We start from the raw sequence: 18,158 nt of genomic DNA, 5'->3' as shown, positions 1-18,158 counted from the left end.
GATGCGGGAGGGCGATACACCGCCAGCGGATCCCTCGGTGCTGATCGTGGGGCTGGGAATGATCGGCGGCTCGCTGGCCGCGGCGCTCAAGTCTAGCGGCTATGGCGGTCGGATCCTGGCCTGCGACCCCAACCAGGAGGAGATTGCCATCGGCCTCGAGATGGGGGTGATCGATGACGGGGGGCGCGATCTCGCTGCGTTGGTCGCCCAGAGCGGCCTTGTCGTGGTGGCGGTGCCGGTCCTGGCCATGCGCCGGGTCTTCGAACAGCTGGCGCCGGTCCTTGGCGAGCGCGTGCTGACCGATGTCGGGAGTACCAAGCGCCGCGTCTGCGAGGCGGCTCGGGAGGCTTTCGGTCGGCTGCCTGCCAATTTCGTTCCGGGCCACCCCATCGCCGGTTCCGAGAAGAGCGGGGTGGCCGCAGCCAACCCGGCGCTCTACCGTCATCACAAGGTCATCCTGACGCCGGAGGCTGACACCACGCCGACGGCCGTTGCCATGGTGCGGGGGTTGTGGCAGCGCTGTGGCGCGGAAGTGCTCGAGATGCCGGTTGACCGGCACGATCAGGTGCTGGCGCGAACCAGCCATCTGCCGCACCTGCTGGCGTTCTCGCTGGTCGACACGCTGGCTCGCCAGGACGAACGGCTGGAGATCTTCCGCTACGCCGCCGGCGGGTTTCGAGATTTTACCCGTATCGCCGGTAGCGATCCGGTGATGTGGCGCGATATCTTCACCGCCAACCGCGATGCGCTGCTGGATGCGCTGGATGATTTCGAGACCGGCCTGGGGCGATTGCGCGCGGCCGTCGAGCAGGGCGACAGCGATGCCATGCTGGGCACGTTCGATCGCGCCAGTCACGCCAGGCACTATTTTGAAACGCTGTTGAATCAGACGAGTTATCAGACCATGGAAGCACGACAGGTTCAGTACCGGGTGTCGCCCGGCGGTTCGGTCAATGGCCGGATTCGCGTTCCCGGCGACAAGTCCATCTCCCACCGCTCGATCATGCTTGGTGCCCTGGCCAATGGCGTTACCGAGGTCAAGGGCTTTCTCGAAGGCGAGGACAGTCTGGCGACGCTGCAGGCGTTTCGCGACATGGGCGTCGCCATCGAAGGGCCGCACCAGGGTCGGGTGACGATCCATGGCGTGGGCCTGCACGGGCTGAAAAAGCCGGCCGGCCCGATCTACGTGGGAAACTCCGGCACTGCCATGCGGCTATTCGCCGGCCTGTTGGCGGGGCAGGCCTTCGATACCGAACTGACCGGCGATGCCTCGCTGACCAAGCGTCCCATGGCCCGGGTGGCCGATCCGCTGCGCCTGATGGGGGCGAGGATCGATACCGCCGAGGGTGGGCGTCCGCCGCTTGGGATCCACGGTGGCCAGCCGCTGAAGGGCATCCACTACGACATGCCGATGGCCAGCGCCCAGGTCAAGTCCTGCCTGCTGCTGGCGGGGCTCTATGCCGAGGGCGAGACCCGCGTCCGCGAGCCGGCCCCCACCCGGGACCATACCGAGCGCATGCTCAACGGCTTCGGCTACAAGGTCGATCGCGATGGCGACCTGGCAACGCTGCAAGGCGGCGGCGAACTGACCAGCGCACCCATCGACGTGCCGTCCGATATCTCTTCTGCCACCTTCTTCCTGGTGGCGGCAGCGATCACGCCGGGCTCCGACCTGGTGCTCGAACATGTCGGCGTCAATCCGACCCGAATCGGCGTGATCAACATTCTCAAGGCAATGGGTGCCGATCTGCGCCTGGAAAATCCGCGCGAGGTGGGCGGCGAGCCGGTGGCCGACCTGCATATCCGTTATGCCCCGCTCAAGGGTATCGACATCCCCGTTGACCAGGTGCCGTTGGCGATCGACGAATTTCCGGCGCTGTTCGTCGCCGCGGCCAACGCCGAGGGCACCACCCGGTTGCGCGGCGCCGAGGAGCTCCGGGTCAAGGAGTCCGACCGGATCCAGGCGATGGCCGATGGCCTCGACGTCCTGGGGGTCGAGACCACCGTCTACGATGACGGTATCGACGTGGTCGGCAAGGTCGGCGATGGGCCGAGTTACCACGGCGGGCAGGTGGACAGTCTCGGCGACCATCGCATCGCCATGGCCTTCACCATCGCTGCCTTGCGGGCCGATGGCCCGATAGCGATCGACGACTGCGCCAACGTGGCGACCTCATTCCCCGGTTTCGTCGCGCTGGCCAACAAGGTGGGGCTTGAACTGACGGAGATATCGGCATGACGACACTGGCGCCCGTCTTGACCATCGACGGCCCGGGTGGGGCCGGGAAAGGAACGATCAGTCGAATGATCGCCGAGCACATGGGCTGGCATCTGCTCGACTCCGGTGCCCTCTATCGCCTGACCGCGCTGTCGGCGATGCGCAATGGCGTGGCCGTCGATGATGCCGAGGCGCTTTCCTTGCAGGCGCAGGCGCTCGACGTGTTGTTCGCCGTCGAGGATGGGGCGATGCAGATCCTGCTGGAAGGCGATGACGTGACCACGGCGATTCGCAGTGAAAGCGTCGGCAACGCGGCTTCCCAGGTGGCGGCGTTGCCGCCGGTCCGCGCCGCGCTGCTCCAGCGTCAGCGTGACTTCTGCAAGACGCCGGGGCTGGTCGCCGACGGACGCGACATGGGGACCGTGGTCTTTCCCGACGCACCGCTAAAGATCTATCTCACCGCCTCCGCCGAGGAGCGGGCGCGGCGACGCCTGCTGCAATTGCAGCAGGCGGGTGAAGATGCTAGACTCTCGACCCTTTTGGAAGAAATCCAAGCGCGCGACGCGCGCGATATGCAGCGCTCGGTCGCCCCGCTCAAGCCCGCTGAAGATGCGGTCGAGCTGGACACCACGCAGCTGGATATACCGGAAGTCGTGGAGCGTATCGAAACGCTGCTCGCCGAACGAAAGCTGGCCTGAAGCCCACTGGTTTCAGGGTCGCTCTCCGGCAGAAGCCGACGACGCACTTCCGCTCCCGGGGCCCCTGGCAAGATGTCATGACGTGCAACGACCCGACTGAAAAGTCGCTGCAGGTCGAACCAGCGCCAACATCCCCAGGGATATGTCGATAAGGCCCGTGCTCGCTGGTGGTACGGAGGAAGACGGTTTGACCGTCATCAACGTTGATCACGTAGGAATCACATGAGCGAAAGCTTTGCTGAGTTGTTTGAACAGTCTCTCCAGGACATCAACATGGAACCCGGTGCCATTGTCATGGCGACCGTGGTTGAAATCGAAGGCGACTGGATCACCGTCAACGCCGGTCTGAAGTCCGAGGGGCAGATCCCCGCGGCGCAGTTCCGCGACGACAATGGCGAAATGACCATTGCGGTCGGTGACGAAGTCAAGGTTGCGCTGGAAGCCGTCGAAGACGGGTTCGGTGAAACCCGCCTGTCACGCGAGAAGGCCAAGCGCGCCGAAGCGTGGAAGGAACTGGAAGCGGCCTTCGAGAAGGACGAGATCGTCAAGGGCGTGATCAACGGCAAGGTCAAGGGCGGCTTTACCGTCGACGTCTCCTCCATTCGCGCCTTCCTGCCGGGCTCGCTGGTCGATGTGCGTCCGGTACGCGACACTGCGCACCTGGAACACAAAGAGCTGGACTTCAAGGTCATCAAGCTCGACCCGAAACGCAACAACGTCGTCGTTTCTCGCCGTGCCGTTCTCGAAGCCGAGAACAGTGCCGAGCGTGAAGCGCTGCTGGCGACCCTGCAGGAAGGCCAGCAGATCAACGGTATCGTCAAGAACCTCACCGACTACGGCGCATTCGTCGACCTCGGTGGCGTCGACGGCCTGCTGCACATCACCGACATGGCCTGGAAGCGAATCAAGCATCCGAGCGAGATCGTGGCTGTCGGCGACGAGATCAACGTCAAGGTCCTCAAGTTCGATCGCGAGCGCAATCGCGTATCGCTGGGCCTGAAGCAGCTGGGCGAAGATCCGTGGGTCAACATCGTCGATCGTTATCCGGAAGGCATGAAGGTCAACGCCCGTGTCACCAATCTGACGGACTACGGCTGCTTTGCCGAGCTGGAAGAGGGTGTCGAAGGTCTGGTTCACGTCTCCGAAATGGACTGGACCAACAAGAACATCCATCCGTCCAAGGTGGTTCAGGTCGGTGACGAAGTCGAAGTCATGGTTCTCGACATCGACGAAGAGCGTCGTCGTATCTCCCTGGGTATCAAGCAGTGCACCACCAACCCGTGGGAAGACTTCAGCGGCCGCTACAACAAGGGCGACCGCGTTGCCGGTACCATCAAGTCGATCACCGATTTCGGTATCTTCATCGGCCTGGAAGGCGGTATCGACGGCCTGGTTCACCTCTCCGACATCTCCTGGAGCGAGACTGGCGAAGAAGCCGTTCGTCAGTTCAAGAAGGGCGATGAAGCGGAAGCGGTCATCCTGTCGATCGATCCGGAGCGTGAGCGCATCTCGCTGGGCATCAAGCAGCTCGAGTCCGATCCGGTCTCCGAGTTCCTGGCTGTCAACGACAAGGGTGCCGTCGTCACTGGCCGCATCATCGAAGTCGATGCCAAGGAAGCCCATGTCGAGCTGGCGACTGATGTCGTGGCCGTGCTCAAGGCGTCCGAGATCAGTGCCGATCGTGTCGAAGACGCGCGCAACGTACTGAACGAAGGCGACAGCGTCGAAGCCAAGATCGTCAACGTGGATCGCAAGAGCCGCGTCATCAATCTGTCCATCAAAGCCAAGGATCAGGTCGATACGCGCCGCAACATGGGTAAACTGCGCGATCAGGACGTCGAGCCCAATGGCCCGACTACCATCGGTGATCTGATCAAGCAGCAGATGGGCCAGGACTGATTCAGCGAATCCGGTCTCTGCCGAACAAAACAGCGCCTACGGGCGCTGTTTTTTTTGGTACGTCGTTCGCACTCTCGTGGCCGGTGGTGCGCGGCCGGCCAGCGAGGCGGGCGTGGTCGGCGCCGGGATCAGCGGCCGAACCAGGTCCGGAAGCGTGGCGACGAAGTGGCTGGCCGCTGCGGGCTCGCGCTGACGGAGAGATGTCGGACCGCCTGTCCCAGCGGCGCGGCAATGGCCTGGAGATGGTGTCGGCAGAGACGCTGGTCGAGGGCGCCAGGGCACTGCGCCATCAGCAGCCCGCAGTGGTAGATCGCCTCTTCGAGTGGGGCGTGAACGGGCTTGAACGGTGAGGCATTGAGACGGCAGCGCTGCAGTTCGCCCAGCAGCATCTGCAGGGTCTGGGCGTCCAGCCAGCAGCGGCTGCTTTCCTGGTGCCGGGCCATGATCGAGCTTTCGATGGCCTGGAAAGAGACCTGTAGAAAGACGCAGGTATAGTAAAGCTGGGAGCGTTCGGAAGTCATCACCGGCATCGCTATTTGATGAGATCGATTCCCATTCTCTATCCGGCCGACCCGGCTGTCAAAGGACTTTACCTGAGGATCTAGTCGCCCCGGCTTGAACTCTCCAACGCATTGAGCACGCCCCGCAGGATCGAAAGCTCCTTGCGACTGGGCTCGGAGCGGGTGAACAGGGCGCGGAGATGAGCCTCGGTCCGGGCGTGGGGCTGCGTCAGGAACCCGGCACCGTCCAGGGCCCGGTGCAGATGGGCGTAAAAGTGATCCAGTTGCTCCATCGTCGGATAAGGGCCGCTGGCCTTGGGCATCTGTTGTGGTTCCCCCTGCTGGGCGCGGGATTGCCGGAACGCCTCGTAGGCGACGATCTGCACGGCCTGGGAGAGATTGAGCACGCCATAGTCCGGGTTGGCAGGGATGTTCAACTGATGCGTGCAGTGGCCGATCTCCTCGTTGGTCAAACCATATCGCTCCCGCCCGAAGACGATGGCGACCGGCCCCTCCGGTAGACGGCGCCAGAGTTCGGCGGCCATCTGATCCGGTTCATGGTAGCAGGGCAGTGGCAGGCTACGCAGACGGGCGCTGGCGCCGATGACCTGTACGCAGTCGCCAATCGCCTCTGGCAGGGAGTCGACGACACGGCAACCCTCGATAAGGTCGGCAGCGCCGGCTGCGAGCCGCGTCGCCTCCTCATCGGGGAACTGGCGTGGGGCGACCAGGACCAGGTCGCTGAGGCCCATGGTCTTCATCGCGCGCGCGCTGGCACCGATATTGCCGGGGTGGAACGTCTGAACGAGAACGATGCGAATGCGATCCAGCATGCGCGAAAAACTCCTGCGGGCAAGAATTCAGGGTGTCGGCGAATACCTTCGGGCGGGTAAAACCAAGCCGACACGGCGACAAGACCAAAAAAAGCCCCGCCAGAAGGCGGGGCTTTCCATGATACCTGAAAGGATCAGGCGATGGCGGGGCAGTGATTACATCATGCCGCCCATGCCACCCATGCCGCCCATGTCCGGAGCGCCGCCACCTGCCGGTGCGTCTTCCGGATCTTCGGCCACCATGGCTTCGGTGGTGATCATCAGACCAGCAACGGAAGCCGCGGACTGCAGCGCGGTGCGCGTCACCTTGGCCGGATCGAGAACGCCCATTTCGAACAGGTCGCCATACTCACCGGTCTGCGCGTTGTAGCCGAAGTTGCCTTCGCCTTCCTTGACGCGATTGACGATGACGGAAGCCTCTTCGCCTGCGTTGGTGACGATCTGACGCAGTGGGGATTCCATGGCGCGAAGCGCGATGGCGATACCGTGAGTCTGGTCTTCGTTGTCACCGGTCAGGCCCTGGATCAGGGTCAGGACGCGGACCATGGCGGTACCGCCACCAGGCACGACACCTTCCTCGACCGCGGCGCGGGTAGAGTGCAGCGCATCCTCGACGCGCGCCTTCTTCTCCTTCATCTCGAATTCGGTAGCCGCACCGACGCGGATCACGGCAACACCACCCGCCAGCTTGGCGACACGCTCCTGGAGCTTCTCACGATCGTAATCGGAAGAAGTCTCTTCGATCTGCGCACGAATCTGCGCGACGCGCGATTCGATATCGGACTCGACGCCGGCGCCATCGATGATGGTGGTGTTTTCCTTGGACATGGTGATGCGCTTGGCGCTGCCCAGGTGATCGAGGTTGGCCTGCTCGAGACTCAGACCCACTTCTTCGGAGATCACGGTGCCGCCTGTCAGGATCGCGATGTCCTGCAGCATCGCCTTGCGACGATCGCCGAAACCGGGTGCCTTGGCCGCAGCCACCTTGACGATGCCGCGCATGTTGTTGACGACCAGAGTCGCCAGCGCTTCGCCTTCGATGTCTTCCGCGATGATCGCCAGCGGCTTGCCGGCCTTGGCGACGGCTTCCAGCACCGGCAGCAGTTCGCGGATGTTCGAGACTTTCTTGTCGACCAGCAGGAGATACGGATCTTCGAGCTCGACCGCCATCGTATCCTGATTGGTCACGAAGTACGGGGAGAGGTAGCCGCGATCGAACTGCATCCCTTCGACGACTTCCAGCTCGTCTTCGAAGCCGCGGCCTTCGTCGACGGTGATGACGCCTTCCTTGCCGACTTTTTCCATCGCTTCGGCGATGATTTCACCGATGCGTGCGTCGCCGTTGGCGGAGATGGTGCCGACCTGGGCGATCGCCTTGGCATCGGTGCAGGGTACGGAAAGCGCCTGGATGTGCTTGACGGCCTCGACGACGGCCTTGTCGATGCCGCGCTTGAGATCCATCGGGTTCATGCCGGCAGCAACGCCTTTCAGGCCTTCGTTGACGATGGACTGGGCCAGGACGGTGGCGGTGGTGGTGCCGTCACCCGCTGCGTCGGAAGTCTTGGAGGCGACTTCCTTGACCATCTGGGCACCCATGTTCTCGAACTTGTCCTTCAGTTCGATTTCCTTGGCCACGGAAACGCCGTCCTTGGTGACGGTCGGCGAGCCGAAGGATTTCTCCAGCACGACGTTGCGGCCTTTCGGTCCGAGCGTCGCCTTGACTGCATCAGCGAGAACGTTGACGCCACGTGCCATGCGCTTGCGAGCATCATCAGAGAACTTGACTTGTTTAGCTGCCATTGTTCGATCTTCCTAATGTAATGCGTGAAATCTTGATGAATCGTCGAGCTTCGGCCGATCAGCCTTCGACGACGGCCAGAATGTCGCTTTCGCTCATGATCAGGACTTCTTCACCGTCGACCTTCTGCTTTTCGACGCCGAAGCCTTCCTTGAAAATCACGGTGTCGCCAACCTTGACGTCCAGTGCGCGAACTTCGCCGCTCTCGAGGATGCGGCCATTGCCCACTGCCAGGACTTCACCGCGCGTCGGCTTCTCCTGGGCACTGCCCGGAAGCACGATGCCGCCAGCAGTTTTCTGCTCTTCTTCTTTGCGACGTACGATGACGCGATCGTGCAAGGGACGGATTTTCATTGCTCACGTTCTCCTGATGGTTGCATGTGACAAATGCACGTTCCCACATGAGCCTGGCTCAAGGGGCGAAGGCTTTCACCTTCCGGTTAATGGGCCTGACGGCCTAAAACTGTCGCTGTTGCCTTGATTGGGTCTGGCCAGCCGGTTTCAAGGGGCGGCCTGAAAATTTTATCGCCCGGCGGTGATGGGCAGCGGCGCTTCATCGCTCCTTGCCGAGGTACTCACCCTCGATGGGATCGGCATCATCGCCGGCTTGGCCGTCGCTGGCGCTACTTTCCGAATCGCGCCGATGGACATTCCAGTCGCCGGGGATCTCGGTACCCTTCGGACCAGCGCCGCGGCCGCCTCGGGTGGACCAGCGACGCATCAGCTGGCCGCTGCCGGGGATCAGGCATATTAGACCCACGATATCGGAAAGAAAACCGGGTGCTATCAACAGGATGCCCGCCAATACGAATGACGCGCCCGCCAGGATTTCGTCCGAGGGAATTTCACCGGCTGCCATGCGGGCGCGGGCTCGCTGAATCGTCAGCAGGCTCTCGCGGCGGATGAGATGAATACCGAGGGCGCCACTGGCGACAATCCACAGCAGACTGGCCAGCAGGCCGATTTTGGCGCCCAGCGTGAAGAGTACGGCGAAGTCCGCTATCGCGAATAGGGCGATGAGGATGAGCAGGGGCATGATGTCTCCGTCGTTGACGCTGCCTGACTAGGCAAGGTGGAGACGATCGGGGGAATTGCAACCATTTGCTACTCCGGGGCCGACGAGAAGCTGGCCCCGGAGCCGGAATTACAGTGTTGCATTGTCGGCGAGGTTGGCCACCGTGGTGTCGCCGATCCCGTCGATGCGAGTCAGGTCCTCCAGGCTCTTGTAGTTGCCATTGACTTCCCGGTCGTCGACGATCGCTTGTGCCTTGACCGCGCCGATCCCAGGTAGCGTGGTCAATGTCTCGACCGACGCCTCGTTGATGTTGACGGGGGCTTCCTGAGCTAGCGCGGGGAGGGCGGCGAAGCTGAACAGCGAGAATTGCACGGCTTGGAGCAGCGTCTTCATGAGCATCTCTCTCGGTTGAAGTGGAATGAAAGCCGGCTTCGTGACCGGCTATCACTATCTTGTATCGACGCTGTTTCACGATTTTTTATCGGAAAAAAGCGATCATTCTTGTCAGCTAATTTCTACTCGATTTCGCTAAAGTAGCTGATGTGGATGTGCCAGGCAGGTCCTATCCCTTGCCGGGTCAGGTATACTCCCGCCCGAATTCGACTGCAGGAGACGACCCATGCCCGCCCCGGAATCGCCGCTCATCATTGCGCTCGACTACCCCGACCTGGGTGCGGCGCTGCAACTGGCCGACGCGCTCGATCCCGCCCGTTGCCGGGTCAAGGTCGGCAAGGAGTTGTTCACCCGTGCAGGGCCTGCGGCCGTCGAGGCGTTGCACAGTCGGGGCTTCCAGGTCTTCCTGGACCTGAAGTTTCACGACATCCCCAATACCGCCGCCGGTGCCGTGGAGGCTGCTGCCGACCTGGGCGTGTGGATGGTCAACGTGCACGCGGCCGGCGGTCGCCGGATGATGGAAGCGAGCGCCGAGCGACTGGTGAAGCGCGGGCTCGAGACGCACCTCATCGCGGTCACCGTGCTGACCAGCATGACGGATGACGAACTCCAGGAAACCGGCGTCGCCGACAGCGCCCTGTCTCAGGTCGAGCGTCTGGCCAGGCTGACTCAGGAAAGCGGACTGGATGGGGTCGTCTGCTCGGCGCACGAGAGCGCCCGGCTGCGCGAGCTGTGTGGGGCAGGGTTTCTCAAGGTGACGCCGGGGATTCGCCCCCCGAGCGCGGAGCAGGGGGATCAGCGGCGGGTGATGACCCCTGATGCAGCGATGGCGGCCGGCAGCACGCACCTGGTCATCGGTCGGGCGGTGACGCGGGCGGCCGATCCCATGGCGGCGCTGGCCGACATCGAGCTTGCCCTGGCAGGCAGCTCGTGATCATTCCCCTTCCAGGCCCGTTACCGGCTTGCTGGTGCCCCAACTGCGGCAGCGTGGACACTGCCAATGCAGCTGTTCGGCGCCGAAGCCACAGCGCTGGCAGCGATGCCTCGGCCTCGTGCTCAGCAATTGCCGGGTGTGCTGCTTGAGCAGTTCCAGTCGATCCCGTTCGGCGGGATCGCTATCGTCCAGATAGAGGTCCATCAGGTAGTCGACGCCACGCAGGCTGGGATGGTCGCGCAACTGATCGCTGACGAATGCGCAGGCGATCTCCGTGCCCTGGCGGTGTCTTAGCGTGTCCGCAGCCATCATCACGACCGAGGTCTGCGGGTCGTATTGCAACTGCTTTTCCAGAAATTGCCACCAGCCGTCCTCGTCATCGAGCAGGCGATAGGCATTGCGCAGCGGTTCCAGCACGATGGCGGTGAAGCTGGGATCCTGATCGGGAATTCGTTGCCAGCATCGGGCCGCGTCGCGATAGTGGCCGATATCCCACTCGAGCTGGCCCAGCATCCAGTTGGCGCGAACGCAGCGTTCATCAGTATGCAGTGCCTGTTTCAACGCCTTGCGGGCCAGTGACGGACTGCTTTCGATGCGGTGCTTGCTGGCCAGCTCGCAGTGCCAGTGTGCCGCCGCGCGTCGGATATCGGGATCCTGGCGCACCAGTTGTGGCTGGGCGGTGTCGAGGGCTTGGGCCCACTCCTTTTCTCGCTCGAACAGGTCGACGAGCAGACGTTTGGCGGCGAGCTTCTGCGCGTCGTCGACCTGGCTCTTCTGCAGTGACAGCAGTAACCGCTCGGCCCGGTCGAGCAACCCGAGAGTGAGGAAGTCGCGCGAGAGCTCAAGCTGGACCTGGCCGCTCTGGGCGTTGGTCAGTGCCGGGCGGGCGAGCAGATTCTGGTGGATACGGACGGCGCGATCGGCTTCACCGCGTGATCGGTAGAGATTGCCCAGGGCGATATGCGTCTCGACCGTGTCGCTGTTGACTTCCAGCGCCTGGGTAAAGGTCTCGATGGCACGATCCGGCTGCTCGTTGAGCAGGTAGTTGAGGCCGACGAAATAGTCTTTCGGCAGGGTGCCGCTCGGCATCTCGGGGCGTGGCCGGTGCCGGCCACGCCCTGACTCCCAGCGCCCCAGCAACCAGCCGATGGCGATGGCTGCCACCAGCAACGCCAGCAGCAGAGGATCGCTCATTCAGGTACTTTCCTTGAACTCCTGCGTCCGTAGACGATCGAGTTCTTTGCGCTGTTGCTGATTGTGACGCTGGGCACGGGTCAACAGGGTTCTCAGACGAAGGTACATTCCCGTCATTGCCAACATGCCGAGAATCACGCCACAAGCCAGGGCAACCAGGAGCCATAGCGACAACGAGGCGGGGGGCAGCTGCACCCAGATCAGATCCAGTGGCAGCGGCTGTTGGTTGTTGACGGCAAACAGGATGCCGAGCAGCAGCACGACGATCAGGATGATGGCGAGAATGACGCCTTTGAGCCAGCGCATAGTAATTCCTGGTAACGCACCGCGACGGTCCGGTCGTGATCAGTCGTCGCGATGGCAGCCGTCGAATCGGGCGACGGATGCAATGACTGGAGAGATCAATAGCCCAGCGCGCGGCTGGCATTGACCTGTTCGCGTAGTTCCTTGCCCGGCTTGAAATGCGGGACGTATTTGCCGTCGAGGTCGACGGGGTCGCCGGTCTTGGGGTTGCGTCCGGTCCTGGGCTCGCGAAAGTGCAGCGAGAAGCTGCCGAATCCGCGAATTTCCACGCGCCCGCCGTCCGCCAGGGCGTTGGTGATATCATCGAGAATGACGCGCACCGCCGCTTCGACTTCCTTCGCCGATAACTCGGGGCGACGGGTGGCGATCTGTTCGATCAATTCAGACTTTGTCATCGACATTCTCCGTGAGGCCTCTGCCTGGCGGCCAAGAACCGCGCAATGGGCGCCCGACGTCTGTTATTGTCGCTTCAGCATACTTCGCAACTTTCGAGAAAACAACGCATTAGCCGGGCAAGCCAGGTGACTTCATAGTGACCGACAGTTCGCTCGGGTATAATGCTGTGTATTACAGTCACTCAGCCCACCGGATCGAGGGTAGTCCATGTCAGACAACGAAGATGTCACGCGACGACGGCTTTACTGGCATTCACGACGTGGCATGTGGGAACTGGATCTGCTGCTGATGCCGTTTCTCGAAGCGTGCTACGACCATCTGACGCCCGCGGACCAGGTGCTGTACCGGGAGTTGCTGGCCAACGAGGACCAGGATCTCTTCACTTGGCTGATGCGACGCGAATGGCCAGAGAACGCCGAGCTGCGGCGTCTCGTCAAGATGATCGTCGAACATGCCGAAACCACTGACAACAGTCGTCGTCAGGCGCTCTAGGCTGTCGCTGGTTTGCCAGGGGCTGCCGGCACTGGCCTTGTCTGGCTACGCCGGGTGGTGGGTCGACTGGCGGCTGGCCGTACTGATGTCGCTGATTGCCCTGACATTCACCGGCCGGCAGTTTCTTTCGATGCCGAGACGGCGCTATCTGCGGTGCATGATGGCCGGGGAGAGTCCGGTCTGGGAGTATTCGGCCGATGCCCGGGTGTGGCAGCCAGCTCGGTGCCGGCTGGTGCGCCTCGGGCCGCTGCTGTCAGCGGTCGATCTTTCCGGCCGACGCCTGTGGTTGTGGCCCGATAGTAGCGATGCACACTCGCTGCGTCGTCTGCGCGAGACGCTATCCAGTCAAGCCGAGTGACCGGATCCAGCGCCCCAAACGAGAAACGGCCCCACCAGCTCTGGCAGGGCCGTCACGATCACGCTGCCGTTCAGCGGCGGCCGACGAAGAATCCGATGGCAAACCCGGCCAGCGCGGCGACGCCAATGCTGCTCCAGGCATTGCGATGAATGTAATCGTCGGTCTCACGCCAGGCTTCTTCTGCATGCTCTGCCAACTCGTGGCTGACATCGTCTGCCCGATGCCTCGCGCGTTCCAGGCCTTGGCGACCTCGGCGCTTGGCGTCCCGGTAATAGTTCCGGCTCTCTTCCCGATAGTTGCGGCTCATGGATCATCCTTAATCGTTGGTCGATGATGGGGGTTCAGGACAGGACGTTCGTCCTGCCGGTTCGAGCTGTCAACGCCGGCTCAATATCAGCGTCAGCAGGGCGCCACCCAGCGCCGCGATGCTGACGCTCTGCCAGGGTTTGCGCTGGACGAAGTCGTCGCAACTCTGGCAGGTGTCGTTGATCTGCTCGTCCAGACGCTGGCGCGAGCGATCTGCCCAGCTGTGCCGGGGAAAATAGGCGGCAGCGTGGGGGGACGGCTCGTCAATGCTCTCCTCGAGAGGGTCGCCCCGCGATGCCAGTGCGGGTTCCTCCCGGATCGGATCGTTCCCCAGGCGAGGCGCACGCTCGGCGGCCGCTGCCATATCTTCATCGATACGGCTGGCCTCGCCTTCCTTGTCGTCACGATGGAACAGGCTCATGTTCATCCTCCGGTTCGGTGAAACGGCCTCCCTATGCTTCACGCGACAGCATCATGTCGGGCATGGGCGTCGCTACAGAAGTGTAGTTGCATTTCCATGACTCGCTAGGACCTTTCCTGCCTCGGCGCGTCGAGATTCAGCTCTCGCTCCAGTCGCTGACCGACATCGCCGGGTGAGCCGGTCCGCCGCGCGAGCATGTCATAGGCGACCGGGACGACGAACAGCGTCAACAGCGTGGCGACAGCGACCCCACAGAAAATCACGGTGCCAATGACGATGCGCGATTCGGCGCCCGGGCCGAAGGCCAGAATCAACGGTATCGCGCCAGCCATGGTGGTGACGGTGGTCATCAGTATCGGTCGCAGCCTTGTCACGGCTGCCTCGACCAGCGCATCCGAGAACGGCGTTCCCTCGTCGCGCAGTTGGTTGGCGAACTCGACGATCAGAATGCCGTTCTTGGCCGCCAAGCCCACCAGTACGACCAGCCCGACCTGGCTATAGATGTTGAGGGATTGGCCGCTGGCCCAGAGGCCAAGCAGAGCACCGCTGATCGCCAGCGGCACCGTGAACATGATGACCAGAGGATGGATGAAGCTCTCGAACTGGGCCGCCAGGACCAGGAACACTACGACGATGCCCAGCAGGAGCAGAAAGGAGGTGGCGCCACTGGCCTCCTGGTAATCGCGCGAGGGGCCCTTGTAGTCGATGACCGCCTCGCTGGGCAGCTCCTCGGCGGCGATCCGCTGGAGGTAGGCTAGCGCGTCACCCATGGCGGTCCCGCTCTGGAGGTTGGCTTCCAGCGTGATGGCGCGCATCCGATTGAATCGATTGAGTTCGCTGGCACCCGCGAACTCGGAGATGGAGACCAGGCTCGCCAATGGAATCAGCTCGCCGCTGACCGCTGAACGGACCTGCACGTTGTCCAGCGTATTCGGCGCTCGCTGGCGCTCGCGCTCCCCCTCGAGAATGACGTCGTATTCCTCCCCGTTGTCGACGTAGGTGGTGACGTTGCGGCCGCCGAACAACGTCTCGAGGGTATTGCCGATGGTGCTGACGGTCACGCCCAGGGCGGCTGCGCGGTTGTAGTCGATCCGGATGCGGAGCTGTGGCTGGGTCTCCTTGTAGTCGCTGTCCACCGCCTCAAGCCCGACGTTACCGTCCTCGCGGATACGCTTGAGTAGGCGGTCGCGCCAGTCGACCAACTGCTCGTAGGTACTGCCGCCGATCACGAACTGGATCGGTTTCTCGACTCTGCCGCCGAAGCCCTGGCGCATGACCGGCGTGGCGGTGACGCCGGGAAGGTCGTCAAGGCGCTGCCTGACATCGGCCATGATGTCCCACGCCGAACGCCGGTCGCCCCAGTCGTTGAGCGTGATGATGGCCATGCCGTCGTTGAAGTTCTCGACATTGCCGAAGCCGCGCGGGCCGCGAATCGACACCTGGTTGATATCGCCGGCGTCGACCAGGGACATCAAACGGGTCTCTATCTCGTCATAGTAATCCTGCATGTAATGGAAGGTCGCGCCGGGCGGCCCCTCGATCAGCACGAAAAAGGCGCCACGGTCTTCCCGGGGGGTGTACTCGTTGGGCAACTGCTGGAACAGCCAGGCGGTGAGGGCCAGGACGAGGGCAAACAGGCCGACCATGAGCCAGCGAAAACGTAGCGCCCGGCGCAGCCAGCGCCGATAGATCGTCTGTGAATGGTCCAGAAGCCAGTGCACGCCGCGGCTGATGCGGCTTTCGTGCATACGCGGGTCGAGCAGCTTCGAGCACAGCATCGGCGCCAGCGACAGCGCGACCAGGCAGGAGAGCCCGACGGCAGCGGCGAGGGTCAGGGCGAACTCCGAGAACAGGCGTCCGATATCTCCCTGCAGCAGGCTCAATGGAATGAATACCGTGATCAGCACCAGGGTGGTGGCGATCACCGCAAAGCCGATCTGACGCGTACCGCGATAGGCTGCCACCAGGGGCGTCTCGCGATGGACCACCATGCGCCGATGGACGTTCTCGATGACCACGATCGCGTCGTCGACGACCAGGCCGATCGCCAGGACCAGCGCCAGCAAGGTCAGCAGATTCAGGGTAAAGCCGAACAGGGCCAGGAAGATGAAGGTGCCGATCAGCGATATCGGCACCGTCACCGCCGGCACCAGGGTCGTGCGCACGTTGCCCAGAAAGAGAAAGATCACCACCACCACCAACCCCATGGCGATGAACAAGGTGGCTGCGACCTCGTGCAGGGCACCTGACACGAATACCGACGAATCGAAGTTGAGCGACAGCTGCATGCCGTCCGGCAGCGTCGGCTGCAGTCGGGCCATTTCCGCCTTGGCGCCGTTGGCGACCTCCAGCACGCTGGCGGTCGACTGCTTGATCATGCTCAGGCCGACCATGGGGACTTCGTTGCCGCGATAGAGCGAACGCTCCTCGACCGAGCCGACCTCCACCCGGGCGACGTCGGCCAGCCGCACCAGGTAACCGTCATCTCCTCGCGCGATCACCAGGTTCTGGAAGTCGGCGGCGGTAGTGAAACTGCGCGGAATGCGCAGCGTGAACTGGCGGTCGCGGGACTCGAGAAAGCCGGCCGGCAGCTCGACGTTTTCGTTCTCGAGCGCATTGGCGACATCATCGACCGTCAGCTGTCGCGCGGCCAGGGCGTTGCGATCGAGCCAGACCCGCATCGCATACTCCTTGCCGCCGCTCAGGCGTACCCGAGCAACGCCGTTCTGGGTCGAGAAGCGGTCGACGAGATAGCGATTGGCGTAATCGGTGAGTTCCGGGATGGTATAGCCCTCACCGGAGAGCGACAGCCAGATGATGACGTCGTCGCTGCTGTCGCTCTTCTCGATCTCCGGGGGTTCGGCCTGATCGGGCAGGTTGTCGGCCACCGACGAGATGCGGTCACGGATATCGTTGGCGGCACCATCGATGTCACGATCCAGCGAGAATTCGACGTCGATCTCCGATTCGCCGTCGGCGCTGCTGGACTCGATCGAGACGATGCCCTCGATGCCGGCGATGCGGTCCTCCAGCAGTTGGGTGATCCGGGTCTCGACCACGCTGGCGGAGGCACCGGGATAGTTGGTCTCGATGCTGACGATGGGCGGGTCGATCGCCGGATACTCCTGCAGCGGCAGGCGCTCCATGGCCAGCAGGCCGAAGGCAATCAGCAGTAGCGAGACAACCGTCGCGAAAACCGGGCGGCGAATCGATAGGTCGGAAATTCGCATCAGTCGCTCGCCCGGGATTCGATGGCGCGACGCTGACGCTCCAGCACATCCTTGATGTCACCTTCGCCGACATTTTCCGCGACCAGCTCGACCGGATCCCCCTCGCGTACCTTGAGCGTGCCGTGGGTCACGATTCGCTGCCCGCCATCGAGCCCCGCGATGATCTCGACCTCTCCCTGTCGGCGTTCGCCGGTTGCGACTTCCCTGCGTGTCACATGGGGCGGCTGACCCGGCTCGATCAGCCAGACCGTCTGGCGTTCGCCATCCGGAACCAGCGCGCTTTCCGGGATCGTCAACGCCTCGCGCGCGGGCTGGTTCAACTGTACTTCCATCAGCATGCCCGGCAGCAGCCGGCCGTCGGGATTGGGCAGATTGGCGCGGACCACCAGACTGCGCGAAATGGGATCGATGCGCGTCCCGAGGGTCGCGACCTCGGCGCGGAAGACCTGATCCGGATAGCTCGGTGTCGTGGCGCTCAGTGTCAAGCCGGGATGGAGCACCGACAGCAGCGTCGCCGGGACGGTGAAATCGAGCTTCATGGTGTCCAGCTTGTCGAGCGTGACTAGCTCGGTGCCGGGGGTGACCAGGGCGCCCACGCTGATCTCGCGCAACCCCACCGTGCCCGCGAAGGGGGCCTGCAGGCGGTGATCGGCGAGTCGCGCGCGGATGGCATCGATCTCGGCCTCGCTCTGCTTGACCAGTGCGGCATTGTCCTCGAGCGTGGCGCGTACTCCCAGGTTGCGATCCTGGAGCTGCTGGGCCCGGTTGAGCGCACTCTGGCGCTGCCCGAGTAGCGCCTGGGCGGCGCGTAGCTCGGCCTGAGCCTGAGCGTCATCGAGCTGCACCAGCCATTGGTTGGCCGCCACCTCGTTGCCGTCCTCGAAGTTGAGCGCGCTGACGGTGCCGGTGAGCGTGGAAGAGAGGGTGACGCTCTCGTCGGCTCTCAAGGTCCCCAGCGCCTCCACGGGGTCCTGCCAGGTCGACGCCATGACCGTGGCGCCGATCACGGCGACTGGCGGCGTCTCCTGGGCGCTCGCGGGGGCCGGGCCCGGCAGCCATGTCGCTAGCGCGCAGAGGGCCAGTGCCAGCAGGGGCGGTAAGCGGGTTTCGCGTCCGAGCGTGAAGCGCTCACGAGCTGCCGAATTCGTTGTCATGATTAGCGGATATCTT

General features: G+C 63.2%; 18 protein-coding genes and 1 pseudogene. 6 read left to right on the top strand and 13 right to left on the bottom strand.

From position 1 onward, the window contains the following. The first annotated feature begins 1 nt into the window (after position 1). The 3 genes from DOM54_RS18795 (at position 2) to rpsA (ending at position 4,815) form a co-directional block, all read left to right on the top strand. Complete coding sequence (locus DOM54_RS18795) at positions 2-2,239, top strand: bifunctional prephenate dehydrogenase/3-phosphoshikimate 1-carboxyvinyltransferase (protein ID WP_110717791.1); 2,238 nt, start codon at positions 2-4, stop codon at positions 2,237-2,239. Continuing rightward, positions 2,236-2,916, top strand: coding sequence for a (d)CMP kinase (cmk, locus tag DOM54_RS18790; RefSeq protein ID WP_110717790.1), 681 nt, complete (start codon positions 2,236-2,238; stop codon positions 2,914-2,916). The genes DOM54_RS18795 and cmk overlap by 4 nt, the downstream gene beginning before the upstream one ends. A gap of 222 nt (positions 2,917-3,138) precedes the next feature. Next, complete coding sequence (gene rpsA, locus DOM54_RS18785) at positions 3,139-4,815, top strand: 30S ribosomal protein S1 (protein ID WP_110717789.1); 1,677 nt, start codon at positions 3,139-3,141, stop codon at positions 4,813-4,815. 128 nt (positions 4,816-4,943) lie between these two features. Here the strand turns inward: rpsA and DOM54_RS18780 are convergent, their stop codons facing one another. The 6 genes from DOM54_RS18780 to DOM54_RS18755 form a co-directional block, all read right to left on the bottom strand. After that, positions 4,944-5,336 (bottom strand): hypothetical protein, encoded by a 393-nt coding sequence (locus tag DOM54_RS18780; protein WP_110717803.1) that lies wholly within the window; start codon positions 5,334-5,336, stop codon positions 4,944-4,946. Between the two features lie 80 nt (positions 5,337-5,416). Then, entirely contained in the window at positions 5,417-6,148 is a 732-nt protein-coding gene (locus DOM54_RS18775; RefSeq protein ID WP_110717788.1) for an RNA methyltransferase, read from the bottom strand. Between the two features lie 156 nt (positions 6,149-6,304). Continuing rightward, positions 6,305-7,948, bottom strand: a complete 1,644-nt coding sequence (groL, locus tag DOM54_RS18770) for a chaperonin GroEL (protein ID WP_110717787.1) — start codon at positions 7,946-7,948, stop codon at positions 6,305-6,307. A 58-nt stretch (positions 7,949-8,006) separates the two neighbouring features. Beyond that, positions 8,007-8,300: a co-chaperone GroES gene (locus DOM54_RS18765; protein WP_071232843.1), complete on the bottom strand. Its 294-nt coding sequence runs from the start codon at positions 8,298-8,300 to the stop codon at positions 8,007-8,009. A gap of 199 nt (positions 8,301-8,499) precedes the next feature. Continuing rightward, a complete protein-coding gene (locus DOM54_RS18760) occupies positions 8,500-8,982 on the bottom strand; it encodes an FxsA family protein (RefSeq protein WP_110717786.1) in 483 nt (160 codons plus the stop codon). 108 nt (positions 8,983-9,090) lie between these two features. Beyond that, positions 9,091-9,354, bottom strand: a complete 264-nt coding sequence (locus DOM54_RS18755) for a ComEA family DNA-binding protein (RefSeq protein ID WP_110717802.1) — start codon at positions 9,352-9,354, stop codon at positions 9,091-9,093. Positions 9,355-9,580: 226 nt separating this feature from the next. Between DOM54_RS18755 and pyrF the strand changes: the two genes are divergently transcribed. Continuing rightward, positions 9,581-10,288 (top strand): orotidine-5'-phosphate decarboxylase, encoded by a 708-nt coding sequence (gene pyrF, locus DOM54_RS18750; RefSeq protein WP_110717785.1) that lies wholly within the window; start codon positions 9,581-9,583, stop codon positions 10,286-10,288. On the opposite strand, the gene lapB is transcribed toward pyrF, so the two are convergent. From lapB to DOM54_RS18735, 3 genes and pseudogenes are all read right to left on the bottom strand, one after another. Next, the gene (lapB, locus tag DOM54_RS18745; RefSeq protein WP_110717784.1) at positions 10,289-11,482 is read right to left on the bottom strand and encodes a lipopolysaccharide assembly protein LapB; all 1,194 of its coding nucleotides are present in this window, start codon (positions 11,480-11,482) and stop codon (positions 10,289-10,291) included. It abuts the gene before it with no gap. Beyond that, a complete protein-coding gene (locus tag DOM54_RS18740) occupies positions 11,483-11,788 on the bottom strand; it encodes a LapA family protein (RefSeq protein ID WP_110602835.1) in 306 nt (101 codons plus the stop codon). It abuts the gene before it with no gap. Between the two features lie 95 nt (positions 11,789-11,883). Next, positions 11,884-12,192 (bottom strand): annotated as a pseudogene (locus tag DOM54_RS18735) (integration host factor subunit beta); the annotation flags it as partial. A gap of 196 nt (positions 12,193-12,388) precedes the next feature. Here DOM54_RS18735 and DOM54_RS18730 point away from each other — a divergent pair. After that, the gene (locus tag DOM54_RS18730; protein WP_110717783.1) at positions 12,389-12,673 is read left to right on the top strand and encodes an FAD assembly factor SdhE; all 285 of its coding nucleotides are present in this window, start codon (positions 12,389-12,391) and stop codon (positions 12,671-12,673) included. Beyond that, a complete protein-coding gene (locus DOM54_RS18725) occupies positions 12,633-13,031 on the top strand; it encodes a hypothetical protein (protein WP_162619931.1) in 399 nt (132 codons plus the stop codon). Before DOM54_RS18730 ends, DOM54_RS18725 begins: the two co-directional genes overlap by 41 nt. Before the next feature lie 70 nt (positions 13,032-13,101). Here the strand turns inward: DOM54_RS18725 and DOM54_RS18720 are convergent, their stop codons facing one another. The 4 genes from DOM54_RS18720 to DOM54_RS18705 all read right to left on the bottom strand — a co-directional run bounded on the left by DOM54_RS18720 (position 13,102) and on the right by DOM54_RS18705 (position 18,142). Then, entirely contained in the window at positions 13,102-13,338 is a 237-nt protein-coding gene (locus tag DOM54_RS18720; RefSeq protein ID WP_110602827.1) for an ElaB/YgaM/YqjD family protein, read from the bottom strand. Positions 13,339-13,407: 69 nt separating this feature from the next. Continuing rightward, positions 13,408-13,758: a glycine zipper domain-containing protein gene (locus DOM54_RS18715; RefSeq protein ID WP_162619930.1), complete on the bottom strand. Its 351-nt coding sequence runs from the start codon at positions 13,756-13,758 to the stop codon at positions 13,408-13,410. Positions 13,759-13,862: 104 nt separating this feature from the next. Then, positions 13,863-16,988 (bottom strand): efflux RND transporter permease subunit, encoded by a 3,126-nt coding sequence (locus DOM54_RS18710; protein ID WP_110717780.1) that lies wholly within the window; start codon positions 16,986-16,988, stop codon positions 13,863-13,865. Beyond that, positions 16,988-18,142 (bottom strand): efflux RND transporter periplasmic adaptor subunit, encoded by a 1,155-nt coding sequence (locus DOM54_RS18705; RefSeq protein ID WP_110717779.1) that lies wholly within the window; start codon positions 18,140-18,142, stop codon positions 16,988-16,990. Before DOM54_RS18705 ends, DOM54_RS18710 begins: the two co-directional genes overlap by 1 nt. Positions 18,143-18,158: the final 16 nt, after the last annotated feature.

The organism is Salinicola acroporae (genome assembly GCF_003206615.1).
In the GTDB taxonomy this organism is placed as follows: domain Bacteria; phylum Pseudomonadota; class Gammaproteobacteria; order Pseudomonadales; family Halomonadaceae; genus Salinicola; species Salinicola acroporae.
The sequence above is the reverse complement of the archived record's forward strand: the minus strand, read 5'-3'. Positions and strand labels throughout refer to the sequence as shown.